Consider the following 18,885-nt stretch of genomic DNA (forward strand, 5'->3'; position numbering starts at 1 on the left):
GACTCCTTGCAGTCATTGCAGGTTGAGCACGTTGGCCGCGACATTCCCATTGACATAAGTGCCGTCGGGGTTTTTCGCCAACGGATCGGATGGATTGGCGAGCGGGGTGATCGTGTAATCGGTGCGGTTGACGTAGGACACCAGCGCGGCATCGCCTTCGACGGTATTGCCGCCGAGGATCCGGCTCAGCGCCGCCTTGACCGCGAGCCGTCCTTCCGGGGTGCCGTCCGAATCCACGATCAGGCGCTTGTGGTCCTTCAGGAACTCATTGGCCTGGCGGATGGTCTCGTCGGTCAGCGGCGTCGTGGCGTTGAAGACCATGACGTCGGCCTCGGCCGCGGTGGCGGCCATGTTCACCGCGTCGCCCTTGTCATTGCGCAGCCCGGCGAGCTGCTTCATGACGAAGCCGGGCGCCCCGGCCGACAGATCGGCCACGGCGCGGACCGACGGATACCGGCGCTCGTCCTGGGTGATCTCCGGCGCCTTTTCCTCGGCCTGTTGCGCCTGGATCTCGGGCGCGCCGCCGCTTTTGCCGCTGCACGCGGCCAGCATGGCCGCCACGGCGACCGACAACAACATCAATTGAGGCCGCATGCAATCTCTCTGCAGTCAGAAGGAAAGGGGGTTTGAGACGATCTCGCCCGGGTTTTCAGGTTCGGTGATTCACTGCATCCAGGAACCGATGACCGTGGTATTCCCTTCACCGGCGCTGCCCAGGCTGATGACATCGAAATCACCGTGCAGGCCAGGCGATGAATACTTGTAGGGATTCCCCCAGGGGTCGTTGGGGAGGCGCTCGAGATAACCGCCGTCACGCCAGTTGACGGGAATCGGCGTGGCGGTCGGCTTCTGTACCAGCGCGGTGAGCCCCTGCGCGGTGCTGGGGTATCTCTGGTTATCCAGCTTGTACATCTTGAGCGCTTGGGACAGGGTCGCGATGTCCTGTTTCGCGGCCAGCACCCGCGCCTGCTCGGGCCGGTCCAGGATCTTGGGCGCGATCAGCGCGGCCAGCACTCCCAGGATCACCAGCACGACCATGATCTCGATCAGGGTAAATCCCCTGGAAAACCTGCGGCCTCTCGTCATGAGACGACTTCCTGTCTTGATTCTGTAATAATTCATTCCCGCCGGCAAAGTCATCCGGTGAAGGAATGTGAGGAACTGTAGGCGGAGCGGTATCCGCCCGTCTTGATGGAATCAGGACGGTTCTGCGACGGAGATTCAACCGAGGTATCACCGAAGCGGGACGAATCCCCCGCCGCGGGTTTTCGCCGGGGTTTACCCGTGCAGCAGCGGGGCCGGCGCGGTGACGGCCGCGGCGTCGCCGGGGGCGCGGCGCGACTGCCCTTCGCGCTCGAGCAGCTCGGCGTGGGTCAGCGCCAGCGCATCCCGCGCCGACTCGAGCTGCCGATAGACCGCCGCGTTGCCCAGCGCCACCGCGCTGTAGGCGCTCAGGGTGCGCAGCACCAGGTGCTCGCGCTCGCCATAGGCGTTGGCGCGCGGCGACTGGACGGTCAACACGCCCAGCATCCGGTCACCGATGCCCAGCGGCGCGAACAGCGCGCTGCGTGACAGCAGCGTGCCAGGGATGGCGCGCCCGCCGTCCACGGGCCATTGCACGTGAATCTCCCGGCGCTCGCGGGCGCAGCGCGCGGCGTTGGCGTCGGGGTCGTCCAGCGCCACGCGGCATTCCGGCAAGGGGCCGCCGGCCTCGGCGCCGAAGGTCAGCTCCAGCGCCCTGCCGTCCGCGTCCAGCAGGAACACCGCCAGCGACGAGGCGTCGAGCAGGCCGTGCACATGGCGCTCGAGCGCGTCGAAGATCGCCGGCGCGTCCAGGTGGCGCGTGATCTCCTGGCCGATGCTTCCCAGGCGCGCCAGGATGGCGTTGGTCTGCGCCAGTGCCTCGGCCCGCTCCGCGTGGGCGGCGGCGAGCGCGCGATGGTGCTCGCTGTCGGCCCGCGCCTGCTCGGTGTCATGGCGGATCTTCATCGCGATGGCGCGGCCATCGGCCTCGGCCGATTGCGCCTGTGCCTGGGCCGCGCGGCCGCGGACCTCGTGGGCATAGGCATTGGCGTAGTCGCCGAGCCGGGCGTACTCCGCGGCCAGCGCCTCCAGCAGCGCCGGGGGCGGGGTTCCGCGGTTGTCCGTGCCCTCCTTGTCCAGCGCGCGCAGCAGGTAGTGCAGCACGACGCTGGCCTCGGGAACCGGGTCGTGCGGCAGCGCCGGGTGGTCGCGCCACAGGCTGGCCAGCGTCTCGAATGCGAGGAAACGGCAGTAGTCCTTGTCGCTCGCCTCGGCCAGGTCCAGCGCCTGGAACGCCGCATCGCGGGCCTGCAACGCCTGCCCCAGACCGGACAGCGCCTTGGCCTGGCCGATCAGCGCGTCGATCTCGAAGACCGCCAGGCCGCGCCGGCGCGCCTGCGCCGCCGCCTGCTCGAAGGCCGCCAGCGCCGCCGCGTGCCGCCCCAGCCCCAGCTCCAGGTCGCCGCGGTAGCGCAGCGTCATCAAGGACACGCGGTGTCCGGGGTACGCGACCAGCAGCGCGCTCGCCTCCTCGAGCAGCGGAATCGCGTCGGCCTGCCGGCCGGACATCGTGCCGATGACGGACGCGGACTGCGCCAGGCTGGCCGCCAGCGTCAACGGCCAGCCGGCGGCGCGCGCCTCGGTCAAGGCGGCGTTCAGATGCCGCAGGGCGCTCTCGTTGTCGAAGAGATTGCCGAAGAGCGCGCCGATGTTGCCGGTCTCCCGCACCACGTCACGGCGCTGGCCCACGGCCGCGTACAGCTCGCGCGCGGCCATCGCGTGCCGGAGCCGATGGCCCCGCTCGCCGCCGGCGCGGGCCCAGTTCGCCTGGACGTCGTGGCACACCGCCCGCACGCCCGGACCGCAGGCGGCCCGCCAGCCGTCGATGGCGGCCGACCATCGGGCGCAGGCTTCGCCCGGCCGCCGCAGTGACTGCGCGAGGGCCAGTTGCAGTTGCAGCAGCGCCTGGCGCTCCTTGTCGCCCCGCACGCCGAGCCGTTCGAGCGCGAGCCGCACGCAAGCCTCGAGGCCTTCGTCATCCTCGCGGTCGGCGGCGATCGCGGCGCGCAGCAGCGCGGCATCGCAGACGCCGGCGATATCGCCGCAGCCATCGAAGGCCGATGCCGCCTGTTCGGCCAGGTCATTGGCCGCGTGCAGCTGGCCGGCCAGCCAGCGGGCCTCGCCGCGCACCAGCATCAGCCGGGCGCCCGCCCGCGTGGCGGCCTCGTCGCGCGGGCACGCGAGCAGCAGCAGGCTCGCCTCCTCGGCCAGGGCCTGCGCCCGCGCCGTGTCGCGCTGGCGCAGGTGCCAGGCCAGCGCGATCAACGTGTCCAGCCGCGCCGCGCCGCGCGCGGCGGGCAGCGCGGCCATCCAGGCGGCGACTTCCTCGTTCAGCGCGAAGACATCGAGTCCCTTCACCTCGCGGGACCGGGTGATCGGGGCCATGCCTGGCCCGGCGGCGGGCGCCTGCGGCGGCACTGGCGCTGCCCGCGGTTTGCGCGAGGTCTCGATGGCCTCCACCTCGCCGATGAACTGGTAACCGATGCCATGCACCGTGCGGACCAGGAAGGGGGCTTCCGCGATGTCGCCGATGGCCCGCCGGGCCTTGCTCGCGGCGCGTCCCAGCACGCTGTCGGTGAGGATCTCGCCGCCCCAGACCTGGGCGATCAGTTCGTCCTTGCGCACCACGCGGCCGCGGCGCTCGATCAGGCAGATCAGGAAATCCAGCACGCGCGGTTCGACCTGCTGCCGGCAGCGGTGCAGCCACAGCTCCCGCGTGGCGACGTTGAGGCGGCAATCGGCGAAGTGGTACTCGAAGGACTTCGTCATGACATCGTCCAGCGACTGCGCAAAGGCAGGCGATTGACTCCCTGAACCCGCAAGGGTATCGGGCGGCGGAGCCGCAGGCGGGCGGACGAAGGGGCGCGGCGCCGCTTTCGAGACTTTTGGCACGCCTGCGGCGGCCCCCGTGTGGTATTGGGGCCAGCCGCGATTGACGCCGGGGTGCGGCCGGCCAATGCTGTGCGTTCGAGGTCGACCGCATCGACACAGGAGAGTCCGCCTTGTTCCAACGCGAACTGGCCCGAGCCCTGCACCTGAGCCGCCGCGGCGCCTACCGCGACGCCACCGACGCGCTGGAGCTCTCGCTCGTCGCGGCGGACACGGTGCGGGACCGCGCGCGGGCGCTGATCCTCATCGCCCACAACCTGCCGCGCCAGGGCGACCTCCAGGCGGCGCTGCGGCGCGCCAGCGAGGCGGCCGCGCTCGTGCGGCTCATCGACGGCCCTGACCAGGACGCCTGGACCGCGGACGCCCTCACCGAGCTCTGCTACATCTACGCGCAGTTCCAGATGGGCCGCGACGCGGCCCAGGCGGGCCTGCAGGCGCTCGCGGCGGCGCGGCGCGCGGCGGATCCGGCGCGCGAGGCCTGGGCGCTGAACCGGCTGGCCGTGTCCTTCTCCGTCTCCGACCAGGTCGAGCAGGCCTGCCAGCACACCCTGCAGGCGCTCGAGATCGCCCAGGAGCAGGCGGCCGGCGAGCGCGAGCTGGTGCTCTCCTGCCTCAACAACCTGGCCCACTTCTGGCTGCAGGCGCATGCCGAGGCCATCCGCGACGAGGACCGCGCCGCGGCCGCCGAGGCCCTCGCGCAGGCCGAGCCCTACGCGGTGCGGGCGGCCGAGCTGGTGCGGGAGGAAGGCAATCCCTTCCTGATCGCCGTCTCGCTGTCCAACCTCGTCGAATGGCAGCTGGGCATCGGCGCCATCGACGACGCGCTGGGCGTCGCCGAGGAATACGAGCGCCTGGCGCATCGCCATGGCTACGCCGGCATGGTGCTGCAGGCGCGTGCGCAGCGCGGGCTGCTGCAGCTCAAACGCGATGACGCCGCCGGCGCGCAGGATGCGCTGCCCGCGCTGGAGACCCTGCAGGCCCTGACCCGCCAGCAAGCGCCGCACCAGTTGCCCGTGCGCCTGCGGCGCCAGCTCACGCTGGCGATCTATCGCGGCTACAAGCTGCGCGGCGATCCGGCGAAGGCGCTGGAGGCGCATGAACAGCTCTCGGCGCTCGAGCGCCAGTCCGCGCGCAATGCCATGGCGCTGCAGACCGAGGCGATGCTGATCCGCCAGGAGTTCGAGCAGGCGCAGGCGCGCGCGGCGCATGCGCTGCAGGACGCGCAGCGCGAACGCGAGCGCGCCGACCTCGCGGAGCAGGAGCAGCAGCGCCTGCGGCGACAGGCCGCCGAGCTGGGCCGCATGGCGCATGAGGACGCGCTGACGGGTCTCAACAACCGGCGCCACGCCGAGTTCGCGCTGCCGCTGCTGCTGGAGCGCTCGCGCCAGGAGCGCAAGCCCATCGCGCTGGGGCTGCTCGACATCGATCACTTCAAGCAGGTCAACGATGCCTTCGGCCACGGCATCGGGGATCAGGTGCTGCAGAAGGTTGCGCAGATCCTGAGGCGGCAGTTGCGCAGCGCGGACCTGCTCGCGCGCGTGGGCGGCGAGGAGTTCATGCTGGTCTTCGTCGGCGTCGAGCCGGCGCGCGCGCAGGACATCTGCGAGCGGCTGCGCGCCGCGATCGCCAATCACGGCTGGGGCGAGATCACGCAGGGCCTGCGCGTCACGGTATCCATCGGCCTGTGCGCCGGCGGGCCGCCAGCAAAGCCGGCTCTCTTGGTCGAGCCCGCCGACCAGGCGCTCTACGCCGCCAAGAACGACGGCCGCAACCGCATCCAGTTCAAGGCCGCGTAGCCCCCCCAAAGAAGTCCTCGGTCGCAAAACCGTGGAAGTACGACGATGGTGGGGGACGGCAGGGCGTGGGGTTTCGGCGCTTGCCGCCGGGGCCCCACGCCCTGGCGGCCAACGCGCCAACCGCCGCAGTGTGTCTTCAACCCAGCTTGAACACCGCCACCGACTGCGACAACGCATCCGCCTGATGCTGCAGGCTCTGCGCCGCCGCGGCGGACTCCTCCACCAGCGCCGCGTTCTGCTGTGTCATCTGATCCAGCTGCGAGATCGCCGACCCGATCTGGTTGATGCCGCCGCTTTGCTCGGTGGTGGCGTGGCTGATCTCCGCCACGATGCGCGACACGCGTGAGATCGAATCCGAGATCTCGTTCATGGTCTGCCCGGCGCGTTCCACGAGTGCTGCGCCGTTGGCGACGCTTTCCCCGCTGGTGGTGATGAGTTGCTTGATTTCCTTGGCCGCTTCCGCGCTGCGCTGCGCGAGTGTGCGGACTTCCCCTGCGACCACGGCGAACCCGCGACCCTGTTCCCCGGCGCGCGCGGCTTCCACGGCGGCGTTGAGCGCCAGGATGTTGGTCTGGAAGGCGATCCCGTCGATGGTGCCGATGATGTCGGCGATGCGTGCTGACGAGGCGCTGATCCGGCCCATGGTCTCGACGACCTCGCCGACGACGTTCACGCCGCGGTTGGCCACGCCGGCGGCCTCCTCGGCGAGCTGGTTGGCCTGCCGCGCGGAGTCGGCGTTGTGCTGCACGCTCTCGGTCAGGTGGTCCATGGCCGAAGCCGTCGACTGCAGGTTCGACGCAGCCTGCTCGGTGCGCACGCTCAGGTCGTGCGCGCCGGCCGCCACTTCGCGCGATGCCGTGGCGATGCTGTCGGTGGCGCTGCGCACGCCGCTGACGACTTCGCGGAGCGAGGCCTGCATGCCTTGCACGCCGCGCACCATCGCGGCCGTCTCGTCGCGGCCTTCGGCTTCGACCGGCTGGCTCAGGTCCTTGCGCGCGATGCGTTCGGTCGTGGCCACGGCCTGTGTCAGCGGCGCGAGCAGCGAGCGGATGATGAGCACCGTCAGCACGGCGATCAGCGCCGCGCCGACGGCCATCACGCCGACCAGCGCGGCCCGCACGCGCGATTCGCGGCCGCCCAGGCGCTGCACTTCGTCCTGGCCATGCTGCGTGATTGCCTGCGTCATCTCGGACACGCCGCGGTCCATCGCCACCACCGGGGCCTTGATCGCTTCGGTCGACCGGTTCGCTTCGGCCGCGTCGACGAAGTCCGCGTTCAGGATGCGTTTGGCGATGTCGTCCACGCCGGCCTTGTAGGCCTCCAGCGACTGCTTGAGCCGGGGCGGCATCGCCCGGATGTCCTCGCGCACGTCCAGTGCCGCCATCGCGTCGAGGCTGCTGATCACGCTGGCGTAGGTCTTGCGCCAATCGGCCTGCGCTTGCTTGACCGTGCCGTCGTCGCCGATGTTGATCAGCATGTCCTTCTCGTAGCGGCGCAGATTGCCGATACCGGCGCGCACCTCGGACAGCTGGGCCAGCGAGCCGACGTCCTGGCCCACGTACTGCTCGAAATCCGACCGGGTGCTGCCCATGGCCCAGAGGCCGGCGCCGCCGATCAGCAGCAAGGCGAACACGGACAGGAATCCGAGGCCGAGCAATCGGGCCCGGATCGTGAAATTGCGCAAGGACTGCATGGTGCTTCAACGGGGGAGGTCGAAGCGGGGAGCCTAGCAGTCGCGGCGGCGCTCCGGCTAGCGTCTCAGCGCCACAGCGCGGACATCGCCGTGACAAATCGGTCGCGCCGGCCCGCGTCGTCGATGGCGCGGCGCTGACCGGCGACGACCACCTCGCGCCAGGCCTGCCCCTGGCTCGCGAACACCAGCCCGTCGAGCAGCGACGCGTCAGGCAGTCCGGCCAGGCCGCTGGCCGTGGTGTCCAGCACCAGGAAGTCGGCCCGGGCGCCGGCGCGCAGTCCCCACGCGGGCAGTCCGGCGGCGCGAGCGCTGCCGGCCACGCAGGCGTCGAACAGGCGCGCCGCCGTCGACGGCTGCCGGCCCGGCTGCGCGGCGACGTTGCGCCGCTGCAGGCCCAGGCGCTGACCGTACTCGAGCCAGCGCAGTTCCTCGACCCAGCCGCGCGTGGCCTGGCTGTCCGAGCCCACCGTCATCGGCACGCCGGCCGACAGCCAGCCCTCCAGGTCCGCCAGGCCGTCGCCGAGGTTGGCCTCGGTGCCCGGGCAGATCACCACCGCCGCGCCGCTGGCGGCGATGCGCGCGATCTCCTCGCGCGTGCTGTGGGTCGCGTGCACCAGCTGCCAGCGCGGATCCAGGCCGTAGTCGGCCAGGAAGTCGATCGGCCGCCGGCCGGTCGCCGCGACGCAGTCATGGACCTCCTGCATCTGCTCAGCGACATGCACGTGGATGGGGATGTCGGCGTCGCCGACCAGCGCCTGCAGCGCCCGCACGTCGTCCGGATGCGCGGCCCGCAGTGAATGCACGGCCACACCGGCACGCACCAGCGGCAGCCGCGCCGCGTTGATGCGCTCGCAGGCGCGCCAGACCCAGGCCGCGTCGGCGCGGAAGCGCCGCTGCGTCTCGCGCAGCCCCGGGTGCGCGAAGCCGGCGTGCGCGTACAACACCGGCAGCAGCGTCAGGCCGATGCCGGCTTCCTGCGCCGCCTCGGCCAGCGCCATGGCCATCGCGTGCTCGTCGTCGTAGGGCGTGCCGTCCTCGCGGTGATGCAGGTAGTGGAACTCGCAGACCTGCGTGTAGCCGCCGGCCAGCAGCTCGGTGTAGAGCTGCGCCGCGATCGCCTTCAGCTGCGCCGGCGTCACGCGCAGCGCCACGCCGTACATGCGATCGCGCCAGGACCAGAAGTCGTCGCTGTCGCTGTCGCGCTGCTCGGCCAGGCCGGCGAAGGCGCGCTGGAACGCGTGGCTGTGCGCGTCGACCAGCGCCGGCAGCACCGGCCCCGCCAGCCGCACCGCCTGCGGCGGCGCCGGCTGGCCCGCCGTCAGCGAGATCCAGTGGCCATCGGCCCCGGCCCGCATCAGCACGTCCTGCTGCCAGCGGCCGTCGAGCCAGGCCAGCGGCGCGTGGAAGTCGGTCCCGCCCGCCGCGCTCATGCCGAGCCCCGCGAGGGATTGGCCATCAGGTAGCCCTGCAGCAGCGCCGACAGCACCGGCCGGATGCGCTCGACGCAGCCCGCGTCGAGTTCATAACCGGTGAAGCCCATCTTGTTCTCCAGCATGTAGCAGCGGTAGCACATCTCCAGCTGCACCGCCTGCTGGCCCAGTTCCGGCCGGCCGTACTGGCGCGTGATGTAGCCGCCCTTGAAGCGGCCGTCGACCACCCATGAGAACTGGTCCTGCGCGCCCAGCACGATCTCGATCGCCTCGCGCGTGACCTGCTTGCAGGACCGGCCCTCGACGGTGCCGATGTTGAGGTCGGGCAGTTGCCCCTCGAAGAGCCAGGGCAGCTCGGAGCGGATGCTGTGCGCCTCGAACAGCAGCGCGAAGCCGTGTTCCTGGCGCAGCCGCTGCAGCTCGCCCTGCAGCGCCTGGTGGTAGGGCGCCCAGTACCGCTCGATGCGGCGCTGCTTCTCGGCGGCGTCGGGCGCCAGGCCGTCCTTGTAGAGCGGCTCGCCGGTGAAGAAGCGCGTCGGGCACAGCTCGGTGTTGGAGGCGCCGGGATACATCGGCGTGTCCTCGGGCGGGCGGTTCAGGTCGATCAGGTAGCGCGAGAAGCGCGGCACCAGCATCCCCGCGCCGAGCTGCCCGGCGATCGGCGCGTACAGCGGCTCCAGGTGCCAGTCGGTGTCCTCGCTGCCGAGCGCGCGCTCCACATAGCGGTGATGCTGGTCCGCCGGGATCTCGCGGCCCACGTGCGGCATGCTGATCAGCAGCGGGGTGCGGCCGCGCCGCAGTTCAAAGACGTCGTGCTTCATCGCTCGTTCCTCTTGTCTCCACTCGCGCGTCGCTTGTCAGTCCTCGCGCCGCGGCCGGCCGGCCACGACCGTCTGCCGCAGCGGATTGCGCCCGAACCAGTAGGCCAGCTCGCGCGGATGCGCGGCGTCCCAGATGCAGAAGTCGGCGCGCAGTCCGGCGGCCAGCCGGCCCCGGTCGGGCAAGCCGAGCGCCCGCGCCGCGTTCACCGTCAGCCCGCGCAGCGCTTCCTCCGGCGTCATGCGGAAGAAGGTGCAGGCCATGTTCAGCATCAGCAGCAGCGACAGCCCCGGCGAGCTGCCCGGGTTGTGATCGGTCGCCAGCGCGATGGGCACGCCGGCGTCGCGCAGCGCCTGCACCGGCGGCAGCCTGGTCTCGCGCAGGAAGTAGAACGCGCCGGGCAGCAGCACCGCCACGGTGCCCGCGCGCGCCATCGCCGCGATGCCGTCCTCGCTCAGCCATTCGAGGTGGTCGCAGGACAGCGCGCCGAACTCGGCCGCCAGCGCGGCGCCGCCCTGGTCGCTGAGCTGCTCGGCATGCAGCTTCACCGGCAGGCCCAGCGCCTTGGCCGCCTCGAACACCCTGCGGGTCTGCGCCGGCGTGAAGGCGATGCGCTCGCAGAACGCATCGACCGCGTCCACCAGCCCCTGCCGCTTGAGCTCGGGCAGCCAGGCGCAGACGGCGTCCACGTACTCGTCCTGGCGGCCATCGAATTCGGGCGGCAGCGCGTGCGCGCCCAGGCAGGTCGTGCGCACCGTCAGGCCGAGCTCGGCCAGCTTGCGCGCGACCCGCAGGCATTTGGCTTCCGCCGCGAGCGACAGGCCATAGCCCGACTTCACCTCCAGCGTCGTCAGCCCTTCCGCCATCAGCGCGCGGGCCCGCTGCACGGCCAGCACGTGCAGCTCATGCTCCGTGGCCCTGCGCGTCGCGGCCACCGTCGAGCGGATGCCGCCGCCGGCGCGGGCGATCTCCTCGTAGGTCGCGCCCTGCAGCCGCAGCTCGAATTCCGCCGAGCGCTCGCCGCCATAGACCAGGTGCGTGTGGCAATCGATCAGCCCCGGCGTGACCAGCATGCCGCCGAGGTCGCGCATCTCGACCACGCCCTCGCGCAGCCCGGCCGGCAGCTCCGCCATGGGGCCGGCCCAGCGCAGCTGTTCTCCCTCGACCAGCAGCGCGCCATCGTTCACCAGTCCCCAGTCGCGCTCGCCGGCGAAGGTCGCCAGCGTCGCGTTGGTCCACAGGGCGCGGCGGGGCGCGGCGGTCGAGGTCATCGTCATGTGTCGCTCCAGACCAGCCACCAGGCCGGCCCATGTTGATCGCCGTCGTCGAAGACGCAGCTGTGCGCGGCCGGCGACTCGCACCACGCCAGCGTGTGGGGCGCCAGCGGCACCGAGCGGTGGCCGTGGATCAGCAGCCCGCCCTCCTGCGTGAACAGGCCCAGCCAGCGCGCGCCGTGCGGCAGCAGCGGCCGGTCGGCCGGCTGCAGCCGGAACACGCCGGCATCGCGCCGGTGCATCACGTTGAAATCCTGGGTCGGGCCATCGATCAGCGCGCAGTCGGGCGCGTCCTCGCCGGGAAACCGGACCATGCCCTCGTTGGGCTTGAGCGCGCGGCCGCGCATGATCACGCCCTCCCCCGACAGCACGCCGAACCACCGGTCCACGCCGGGGTAGGCCGAGAACGGTCCGTCGCGGTCGATGTCCGCGACGCTGATGCGCACTTTCCAGTCCGAGACGTGCGGCCACGCGAGCAGCTCGCGCGTGCGGCCTCCTCCATTGCGCCACGGGGTCGGGGAAACCTCGTCGGCGGTGATCCTCATCCAGCTCATGTCGTCCAACTGCACAGGGCTATTGCTGAAGGGCGGGATTCTCGAAGACTCACTCATGAGGACACGTCACCAAACGTCAACCCGGGGGTCACGCCTGGAAGCTCCCCTCTAGCAGGTAGCGGCTGGCCGGATGCACCAATCGCACCGCCGTCACCGCGCGGCCCAGGCTGGATGTGACACGTTTCACGACCAGGCAGGGTTCGCCGCGCGGCATGCCCAGCAGGCGGGCCTCGAGCGCCACCGGCATGGCGGCCTCGATGGTGTAGCGCGCTTCCGACAGCGGCGCCACTTCCAGCAGGTAATGGGTGGGCGTGACGCGCGCGAAGTCCTGCTCCATGTAGGCCGGCGCGCAGGCCGGATTCACGAGCCGGTCCTCGCACTGGATCGCCACGCCGTTCTCGCGATGCACGATGACGCTGTGGAACAGCGTCGCGCCGGTGCGCACGCCCAGCAGCGCGGCCTGGTCGGCGCTCGCCTTGAGCGTCTCCAGCACATGCACCTTGGCCTCGTGACGATGACCGCGCGCGGCGATCTCCTCATGCACGTCGCGCACCGTCAGCGTCGACGCGATCCGGTGCAGTTCCGCGACGAAGCTGCCCACGCCCTGCACGCGGTCGACCATGCCCTCCTGATGCAGCTCGCGCAGCGCGCGGTTGACCGTCATGCGGCTCACGCCGAAGGTCCCGGTCAGCTCCGACTCCGAGGGCAGGCGCTCGCCCGGCCGCCAGCGGCCGCTCGCGATGCCTTCGCGCAGGTGATTCTTGACCTTCAGGTACTGCGGGGCGGGACCGCCCGCGGCGGCGGCAGCGGCCGGAAGGATGCTCGGGGTCTTCGTCGCCATGGGGTCGCATCCTACTTGACTGTACTTGTATAGACAACTAGAGTCGGCCAGCCTCATCCGCCGGCATCATCCGCCGACATCGCGCTCCAAGACGCGGCCCCATCCGGAGACAGCCCATGACCGTATCGACCTCCGCCTCGCCGCCCGCGGCCGGCGCTTCCGCCCCGCCCGGCCGGCTGCTGGAAACCCGCAGCATCGACCGCGTGCCCGAGCGCGAGCGGCACGGCAGCCCGGGCAGCCAGTTCAGCCTCTGGATGGCGGCCAACCTGCAGATCACCGCGGTGGTCGATGGCGCGCTGGCGATCGTGTTCGGCGCCGAGGCGCTGACGGCGATCCTCGGCCTGCTGCTGGGCAACCTGCTGGGCGGCGCGGTGATGGCGCTGCATTCCGCGCAGGGCCCGCGGCTGGGCCTGCCGCAGATGATCTCCAGCCGGGTGCAGTTCGGTGTCAAGGGCGCGGCCTTGCCGCTGCTGCTGACGCTGGTGATGTACCTGGGCTTCGCGGCCACCGGCACGGTGCTGTCGGGCCAGGCCATCAACCTGCTGCTGGGCGCGCGATCGCCGCTGACCGGCATCCTGATCTTCGGCGCGCTCACCGCGCTGATCGCCACCGTCGGCTACCGGCTGATCCACATCGTCGGCCGCATCGCCACGGTGCTGGGCATCCTGGGCTTCGGCTACCTGGCGCTGCGGCTGTTCCAGCAGCACGACGTGGCGGCGGCCTTCGGCCAGAAGCCCTTCTCGCTGGCCTCGCTGCTGCTGACCATGGCGCTGGCGGCCGGCTGGCAGCTCACCTTCGCGCCCTACGTCGCGGACTACTCGCGCTACCTGCCCTCCTCCACCTCGACGGCGCGGGCCTTCTGGGCCACCTTCTCCGGCACCGTGCTGGGCGCGCAGCTGGCGATGACCTTCGGCGTGCTGGTCGCGGCGGTGGGCGGCGGCTTTCTCAAGAACCAGGTCGGCTTCATGGGCGAGCTGGCCGGGCCGGCGGTCGCGGCCGCGATCTACGTCGTGATCGTCTCCGGCAAGCTGACCGTCAACTGCCTGAACGCCTACGGCGGCTGCATGACGCTGCTCACGACGATCAGCGCCTTCCGGTCCTCGCGCGGCATCGGCGGCGCGGCGCGCGTGGCCGCGGTGATCGGCTTCGTGATCGCGTCGATGGCAATCGCGGTGCTCGCCAGCGCCGACTTCCTGAACAACTTCAAGAACTTCGTGCTGCTGCTGCTCGCGGTCTTCGTGCCCTGGAGCGCCATCAACCTGGTGGACTACTACCTCGTCTCGCGCGAGAAGGTCGACATCCCCGCGCTCTACGACCCCGAGGGCCGCTACGGCGCCTACAACGCGATGGCGCTGGGCTGCTACCTGCTGGGCATCCTGGTGCAGATCCCCTTCCTCAACCAGAAGCTCTACCGCGGCCCGCTCGCCGACTGGCTCGGTGGCGCCGACATCTCCTGGATCGTCAGCCTGGTGCTGACCTCGCTGGTCTATTACCCGCTGGCCCGGCGCGCGACGCGCGTGCCGGCCTCCATGATCTGTCCCGACTGAACACCCGAACGCCCTCGAAAGGACCCGCCATGAGCCACGCCCAACCCCGTCCCGTCCGCGCCCCCGTCGGCACGCAGCTGAGCTGCAAGAACTGGCTGATCGAGGCCGCCTACCGGATGATCCAGAACAACCTGGACCCGGCCGTGGCCGAGAACCCCGATGCGCTCGTGGTCTACGGCGGCATCGGCAAGGCGGCGCGCAACTGGGACTGCTTCGAGCAGATCCTGACGTCGCTCAAGAACCTCAACGAGGACGAGACCCTCTTGATCCAGTCCGGCAAGCCGGTGGGCGTCTTCCCCTCGCACGTGGACGCGCCGCGGGTGCTGCTGGCCAACTCCAACCTGGTGCCGGCCTGGGCCAACTGGGAGCACTTCAACGAGCTCGATCGCAAGGGCCTGATGATGTACGGCCAGATGACGGCCGGCTCCTGGATCTACATCGGCTCGCAGGGCATCGTGCAGGGCACCTACGAGACCTTCGCCGAGGCCGGCCGCCAGCACTTCGGCGGAGACCTGGCCGGCCGCTGGGTGCTGACCGCGGGCCTGGGCGGCATGGGCGGCGCGCAGCCGCTGGCGGCGACCTTCGCCGGCGCCTGCTCGCTGACCATCGAGTGCCAGCAGTCGCGCATCGATTTCCGCCTCAAGACCCGCTACGTCGATGAACAGGCCACCAGCCTGGACGACGCGCTGGCCCGCATCGCCAAGTACACCGCCGAGAAGAAGGCCGTCTCCATCGCGCTGCTGGGCAACGCGGCCGAAGTGCTGCCGCAGCTGGTCGAGCGCGTGAAGGCGGGCAGCGCGATCAAGCCGGACCTGGTCACCGACCAGACCTCGGCGCATGACCTGATCAACGGCTACCTGCCGGTGGGCTGGACCGTCGAGCAGTGGAAGGCCGCCGCGGGCGACGCGTCCAGGCACGCCGACTTGAAGGCCGCCGCCGCGCGCGGCTGCGCGGTGCACGTGCAGGCGATGCTGGACTTCCAGGCGATGGGCATTCCCACCGTCGACTACGGCAACAACATCCGCCAGGTCGCCTTCGACCAGGGCGTGAAGAACGCCTTCGACTTCCCCGGCTTCGTGCCCGCCTACGTGCGGCCGCAGTTCTGCGAGGGCCGCGGGCCGTTCCGCTGGGTCGCGCTGTCCGGCGATCCGGAGGACATCTACAAGACCGACGCCAAGATCAAGGAGCTCTTCCCGCAGCACGCCGGCGTGCACCGCTGGCTGGACATGGCGCGCGAGCGCATCGCCTTCCAGGGCCTGCCGGCGCGCATCTGCTGGCTGGGCCTGGGCGAGCGCCACAAGGCCGGCCTGGCCTTCAACGAGATGGTCCGCACCGGCGAGCTGAAGGCGCCCATCGTCATCGGCCGCGACCACCTCGACTCCGGCTCGGTCGCGAGCCCGAACCGCGAGACCGAATCGATGATGGACGGCTCCGATGCCGTCTCCGACTGGCCGCTGCTCAACGCGATGCTCAACACCGCGGGCGGCGCGACCTGGGTCTCGCTGCACCACGGCGGCGGCGTGGGCATGGGCTACTCGCAGCACAGTGGCGTGGTCATCGTCTGCGACGGCAGCGAGGCGGCGGACCGGCGCCTGTCGCGCGTGCTGTGGAACGACCCCGGCACCGGCGTCATGCGCCACGCCGACGCGGGCTACGACATCGCGCGCCAGACCGCGCGGGAACGCGGCCTGAAGATGCCGATGCTGGGCCGCTGAGCCGGCCTCCTCCGCTCCCGATCCCGATCCCGATCCCGCTCTCGAACCCGATTCCGACACGAGCTCCCATGACCACATCCCTCGAACTCACCCCCGGCCGCCTCACGCTGGAGCAGCTGCGCCGCATCCGCGCCGGCGGCATCACGCTGGCGCTGCATGCCGGCGCGTGGCCGGCGATCCGCCGCGGCGCCGCCGTCGTGCAGGCCGCCGCGGCCGGCGACGACCCGGTCTACGGCGTCAACACCGGCTTCGGCAAGCTGGCCTCCAAGCGCATCGGCAAGGACGAGCTGGCCGCGCTGCAGCGCAACCTGATCCGCTCGCACTGCGTCGGCGTCGGCGCGCCGCTGGCGCCGCAGGTCGTGCGGCTGATGCTCGCGACCAAGGCGGCCTCGCTGGCGCGCGGCTTCTCCGGCGTGCGCGAGTCCGTCGTGCAGAGCATCCTCGACGCCTTCAACGCCGGCCTCGTCCCCTACGTGCCGGCGCAGGGTTCGGTCGGCGCCTCGGGCGACCTGGCGCCGCTCTCGCACATGACGCTGGCGCTGATGGGCGAAGGCGAGATGCTGGTCGACGGCCAGCGCAAGCCGGCGCTCGCGGCGCTCGAGAAGGCGGGGCTGAAGCCGCTGGTGCTCGAGGCCAAGGAGGGCCTGGCGCTGATCAACGGCACGCAGACCTCGACGGCGCTGGCGCTGGACGCGCTGCTGCGCTTCGAGACCGTGTACGCCGCGGCCGTCGTCAGCGGCGCGCTGAGCCTGGATGCCGCGCGCGGCAGCGACGGCCCCTTCGATCCGCGCATCCATGAGGTGCGCGGCCAGCCCGGCCAGATCGAGGCGGCGGCCGCGTATCGCGCGTTGCTCTCGGGCAGCGCGATCCGCCAGTCGCATCGCGACGGCGACGACCGCGTCCAGGACCCGTACTGCCTGCGCTGCCAGCCGCAGGTCATGGGCGCCTGCCTGGACCAGTCGCGCTACGTCCGCGACGTGCTGCTGCGCGAGGCCAACGCCGTCACCGACAACCCGCTGGTCTTCGCGCCGGAGCAGGGACCGGCCGCGATGATCTCGGGCGGCAACTTCCACGCCGAGCCGGTCGCGCTGGCGGCCGACGCGCTGGCCTGCTCGATCGCGGAGGTCGGCGCCATCGCCGAGCGCCGCATCGCCATGCTGATCGACACCGGCGTCTCGCGCCTGCCGCCCTTCCTCACCGAGAACGCCGGCCTGAACTCCGGTTTCATGATCGCGCACGTCACCGCGGCGGCACTGGCCAGCGAGAACAAGTCGCTGGCCCATCCGGCCAGCGTCGACAGCCTGCCGACCTCGGCCAACCAGGAGGACCACGTGTCGATGGCCACCTTCGGCGCGCGCCGCCTGGGCGCGATGCTGGACAACACCGCCCACATCGTCGCCATCGAGCTGCTGGCGGCCGGACAGGGCATCGAGTTCCTGCGTCCGCTGCGCAGCTCGGAGCCGCTCGAGGACATGCATGCGCTGCTGCGCGCGCGCTGCCCGGCGATGCCCAGCGACCACTACCTGGCGCCGGACATCGAGCGCGCCTTCGCGCTGGTCAACGACGACGGCCCGCATGGCCCGGCGGCGCTGCTGCGCATGCGCACCGAGATGGCCGTGCTGGACTAATATCCGGGACCTCGGCGGGCACGGCCCGCCCCCTCGCCGCGAGTCCCGCATGACCTCTTCCGCCTCGACGGCGCGCCCGGAGCGCGCCGTTTTCGCATCCATCAGCGCCTCGGTCCGCGGCGCGCCGGAACGCTCCTCGCCCCTGTTTGTCCGCTTCATGGCGGCGCTGTTGCTGCTGATCGCGGCGATGGCCGCCGCGCCGCGCGCCTTCGCCGCGACGCGGGTGGTGTTCGACATCGACCTGCGCGAGGAGATCGCCGCCGGCCGTTTCGATCCGGCCCGGGACATGGTCGGCGTGCGCGGCGGCGCGGCGCCGCTGAGCTGGACGCGCTCGCTGATCGCGCCGGCGGCGGGCCTGGGCAAGGAGGGCTGGTATCGCGCCACCGCGCTGTTCGAGCGCGTCCCGGCGGGCGGCACCGTGCCCTACAAGTTCCGCATCGAACGCCCGGGACAGGCCGAGGGCGAGGACGGTTGGGAGACCGGCGGCAACCGCGCCATCGAGCTCGTCGCGGACGAGGTGCGCGTCACGCGCGCGTTCAACGCGCCCGGCGCGCCGGTGTCGCTGAGCCGCGCCGGCACCATCGAGCGCCTGGACCCGCTGCCCGGCACCTTCGTCGGCGAACGCCCGGTGCAGGTCTGGCTGCCGCCGGACTATGAGCGCGACACGCAGCGGCGCTATCCGGTGCTCTACCTGCATGACGGGCAGAACGTCTTCGACGCGGCGGCGGCGGGCGCCGAATGGCAGGTCGACGAGACCGCGCAGCGCCTGGTGGTCGATGGGCAGATCCGGCCGCTGATCATCGTCGCGGTCCACAACACCGCGCGGCGCATCGACGAGTACACCGCCACCGCGATGAGCCGCGACGGCCACACGCAGGGCGGCCAGGGGGCGGCGTATGCGCGCTATCTCATCGAGCAGCTCAAGCCGGCGATCGATGCGCGCTATCGCACGCAGCCGGACGTCGCGCACACGGCGGTGGGCGGCTCGTCGCTGGGCGGGATCATGAGCCTGTGGCTGGCGGTGCATCACGGTGACGTCTTCGGCACGGCGCTGGTGGTGTCGCCGTCGCTGTGGTGGGACAACGAGTTCCCGATCCGCGACACGCAGAAGACGCCGCTGCCGATGTCGGTGCCGCGGCCGAAGCTGTGGCTGGACATGGGCACGGGTGAAGGCCTCGAGGCCATCCGGCAGCTGCGCAAGCTGCGCGGCGTGCTGTATGCGCGCGGCTGGGCCAGCGGGGACATCGCCTACCTCGAGGCCGAGGGCGCGACGCACGATGAAGCGAGCTGGGCGGCGCGCGTCGAGCCGATGCTGCGTTTCGTCGACAGGCAGTTCAATGCCAAGCCGGCACGGGAGAACCGCCAGCAGCGGGATCCGTTCCCGAGCGAAGTGCGCCCGTCGATGCCACCAGGGCCCGGGACCTACAACAAGTGACGGCGTGAGGGCGCTGGCCCTCACCCCTGCCCTCTCCCGCAAGCGGGCGAGGGGGTAAGAGCCGGACGTCGTAGTAAACCCCCTCGCCCCAGCGGGGAGAGGGAGGGGAGAGGGGGCTCGTGCCGCACCGCTGCTGCCCTTCGAAGCACCCCCTCTCCCCTGCCCTCTCCCCCCTCGCGGG

General features: G+C 71.4%; 14 protein-coding genes. 5 read left to right on the forward strand and 9 right to left on the reverse strand.

The window, feature by feature from the left end; translation table 11 throughout:
• Positions 1-12: 12 nt before the first annotated feature.
• The 3 genes from ACEN96_RS22990 to ACEN96_RS23000 form a co-directional block, all read right to left on the reverse strand.
• Complete coding sequence (locus ACEN96_RS22990) at positions 13-573, reverse strand: hypothetical protein (protein WP_495585348.1); 561 nt, start codon at positions 571-573, stop codon at positions 13-15.
• A gap of 90 nt (positions 574-663) precedes the next feature.
• Entirely contained in the window at positions 664-1,086 is a 423-nt protein-coding gene (gspG, locus tag ACEN96_RS22995; protein WP_495585349.1) for a type II secretion system major pseudopilin GspG, read from the reverse strand.
• Positions 1,087-1,278: 192 nt separating this feature from the next.
• On the reverse strand, positions 1,279-3,852 hold the full coding sequence (locus ACEN96_RS23000) for a winged helix-turn-helix domain-containing protein (RefSeq protein WP_495585350.1): 2,574 nt from the start codon (positions 3,850-3,852) through the stop codon (positions 1,279-1,281).
• A 233-nt stretch (positions 3,853-4,085) separates the two neighbouring features.
• On the opposite strand from ACEN96_RS23000, the gene ACEN96_RS23005 reads away from it, so the two are divergent.
• The gene (locus ACEN96_RS23005) at positions 4,086-5,768 is read left to right on the forward strand and encodes a GGDEF domain-containing protein (protein WP_495585351.1); all 1,683 of its coding nucleotides are present in this window, start codon (positions 4,086-4,088) and stop codon (positions 5,766-5,768) included.
• Positions 5,769-5,904: 136 nt separating this feature from the next.
• Here ACEN96_RS23005 and ACEN96_RS23010 read toward each other — a convergent pair whose 3' ends face one another.
• From ACEN96_RS23010 to hutC, 6 genes are all read right to left on the reverse strand, one after another.
• Positions 5,905-7,461: a methyl-accepting chemotaxis protein gene (locus ACEN96_RS23010; protein ID WP_495585352.1), complete on the reverse strand. Its 1,557-nt coding sequence runs from the start codon at positions 7,459-7,461 to the stop codon at positions 5,905-5,907.
• Positions 7,462-7,526: 65 nt separating this feature from the next.
• Positions 7,527-8,891 carry a formimidoylglutamate deiminase gene (gene hutF / locus ACEN96_RS23015; protein WP_495585353.1) on the reverse strand — a complete coding sequence of 455 codons (1,365 nt, stop codon included), beginning with the start codon at positions 8,889-8,891 and terminating at the stop codon, positions 7,527-7,529.
• Positions 8,888-9,712 carry an N-formylglutamate deformylase gene (gene hutG, locus ACEN96_RS23020; protein ID WP_495585354.1) on the reverse strand — a complete coding sequence of 275 codons (825 nt, stop codon included), beginning with the start codon at positions 9,710-9,712 and terminating at the stop codon, positions 8,888-8,890. Before hutG ends, hutF begins: the two co-directional genes overlap by 4 nt.
• A gap of 36 nt (positions 9,713-9,748) precedes the next feature.
• On the reverse strand, positions 9,749-10,981 hold the full coding sequence (gene hutI / locus ACEN96_RS23025) for an imidazolonepropionase (RefSeq protein ID WP_495588666.1): 1,233 nt from the start codon (positions 10,979-10,981) through the stop codon (positions 9,749-9,751).
• A 2-nt stretch (positions 10,982-10,983) separates the two neighbouring features.
• Positions 10,984-11,538 (reverse strand): HutD/Ves family protein, encoded by a 555-nt coding sequence (locus tag ACEN96_RS23030; RefSeq protein ID WP_495585355.1) that lies wholly within the window; start codon positions 11,536-11,538, stop codon positions 10,984-10,986.
• Between the two features lie 88 nt (positions 11,539-11,626).
• Positions 11,627-12,379: a histidine utilization transcriptional repressor HutC gene (hutC, locus tag ACEN96_RS23035; RefSeq protein WP_495585356.1), complete on the reverse strand. Its 753-nt coding sequence runs from the start codon at positions 12,377-12,379 to the stop codon at positions 11,627-11,629.
• A 116-nt stretch (positions 12,380-12,495) separates the two neighbouring features.
• Between hutC and ACEN96_RS23040 the strand changes: the two genes are divergently transcribed.
• The 4 genes from ACEN96_RS23040 (at position 12,496) to ACEN96_RS23055 (ending at position 18,704) form a co-directional block, all read left to right on the forward strand.
• Positions 12,496-13,926: a purine-cytosine permease family protein gene (locus ACEN96_RS23040; protein ID WP_495585357.1), complete on the forward strand. Its 1,431-nt coding sequence runs from the start codon at positions 12,496-12,498 to the stop codon at positions 13,924-13,926.
• A gap of 29 nt (positions 13,927-13,955) precedes the next feature.
• The gene (gene hutU, locus ACEN96_RS23045) at positions 13,956-15,641 is read left to right on the forward strand and encodes a urocanate hydratase (RefSeq protein ID WP_495585358.1); all 1,686 of its coding nucleotides are present in this window, start codon (positions 13,956-13,958) and stop codon (positions 15,639-15,641) included.
• A gap of 68 nt (positions 15,642-15,709) precedes the next feature.
• Positions 15,710-17,269: a histidine ammonia-lyase gene (hutH, locus tag ACEN96_RS23050; protein ID WP_495585359.1), complete on the forward strand. Its 1,560-nt coding sequence runs from the start codon at positions 15,710-15,712 to the stop codon at positions 17,267-17,269.
• A 49-nt stretch (positions 17,270-17,318) separates the two neighbouring features.
• Complete coding sequence (locus tag ACEN96_RS23055; protein WP_495585360.1) at positions 17,319-18,704, forward strand: alpha/beta hydrolase; 1,386 nt, start codon at positions 17,319-17,321, stop codon at positions 18,702-18,704.
• The last annotated feature ends 181 nt before the right edge of the window (positions 18,705-18,885 follow it).

It is taken from the genome of Roseateles sp. Mitsp63 (assembly GCF_059491535.1).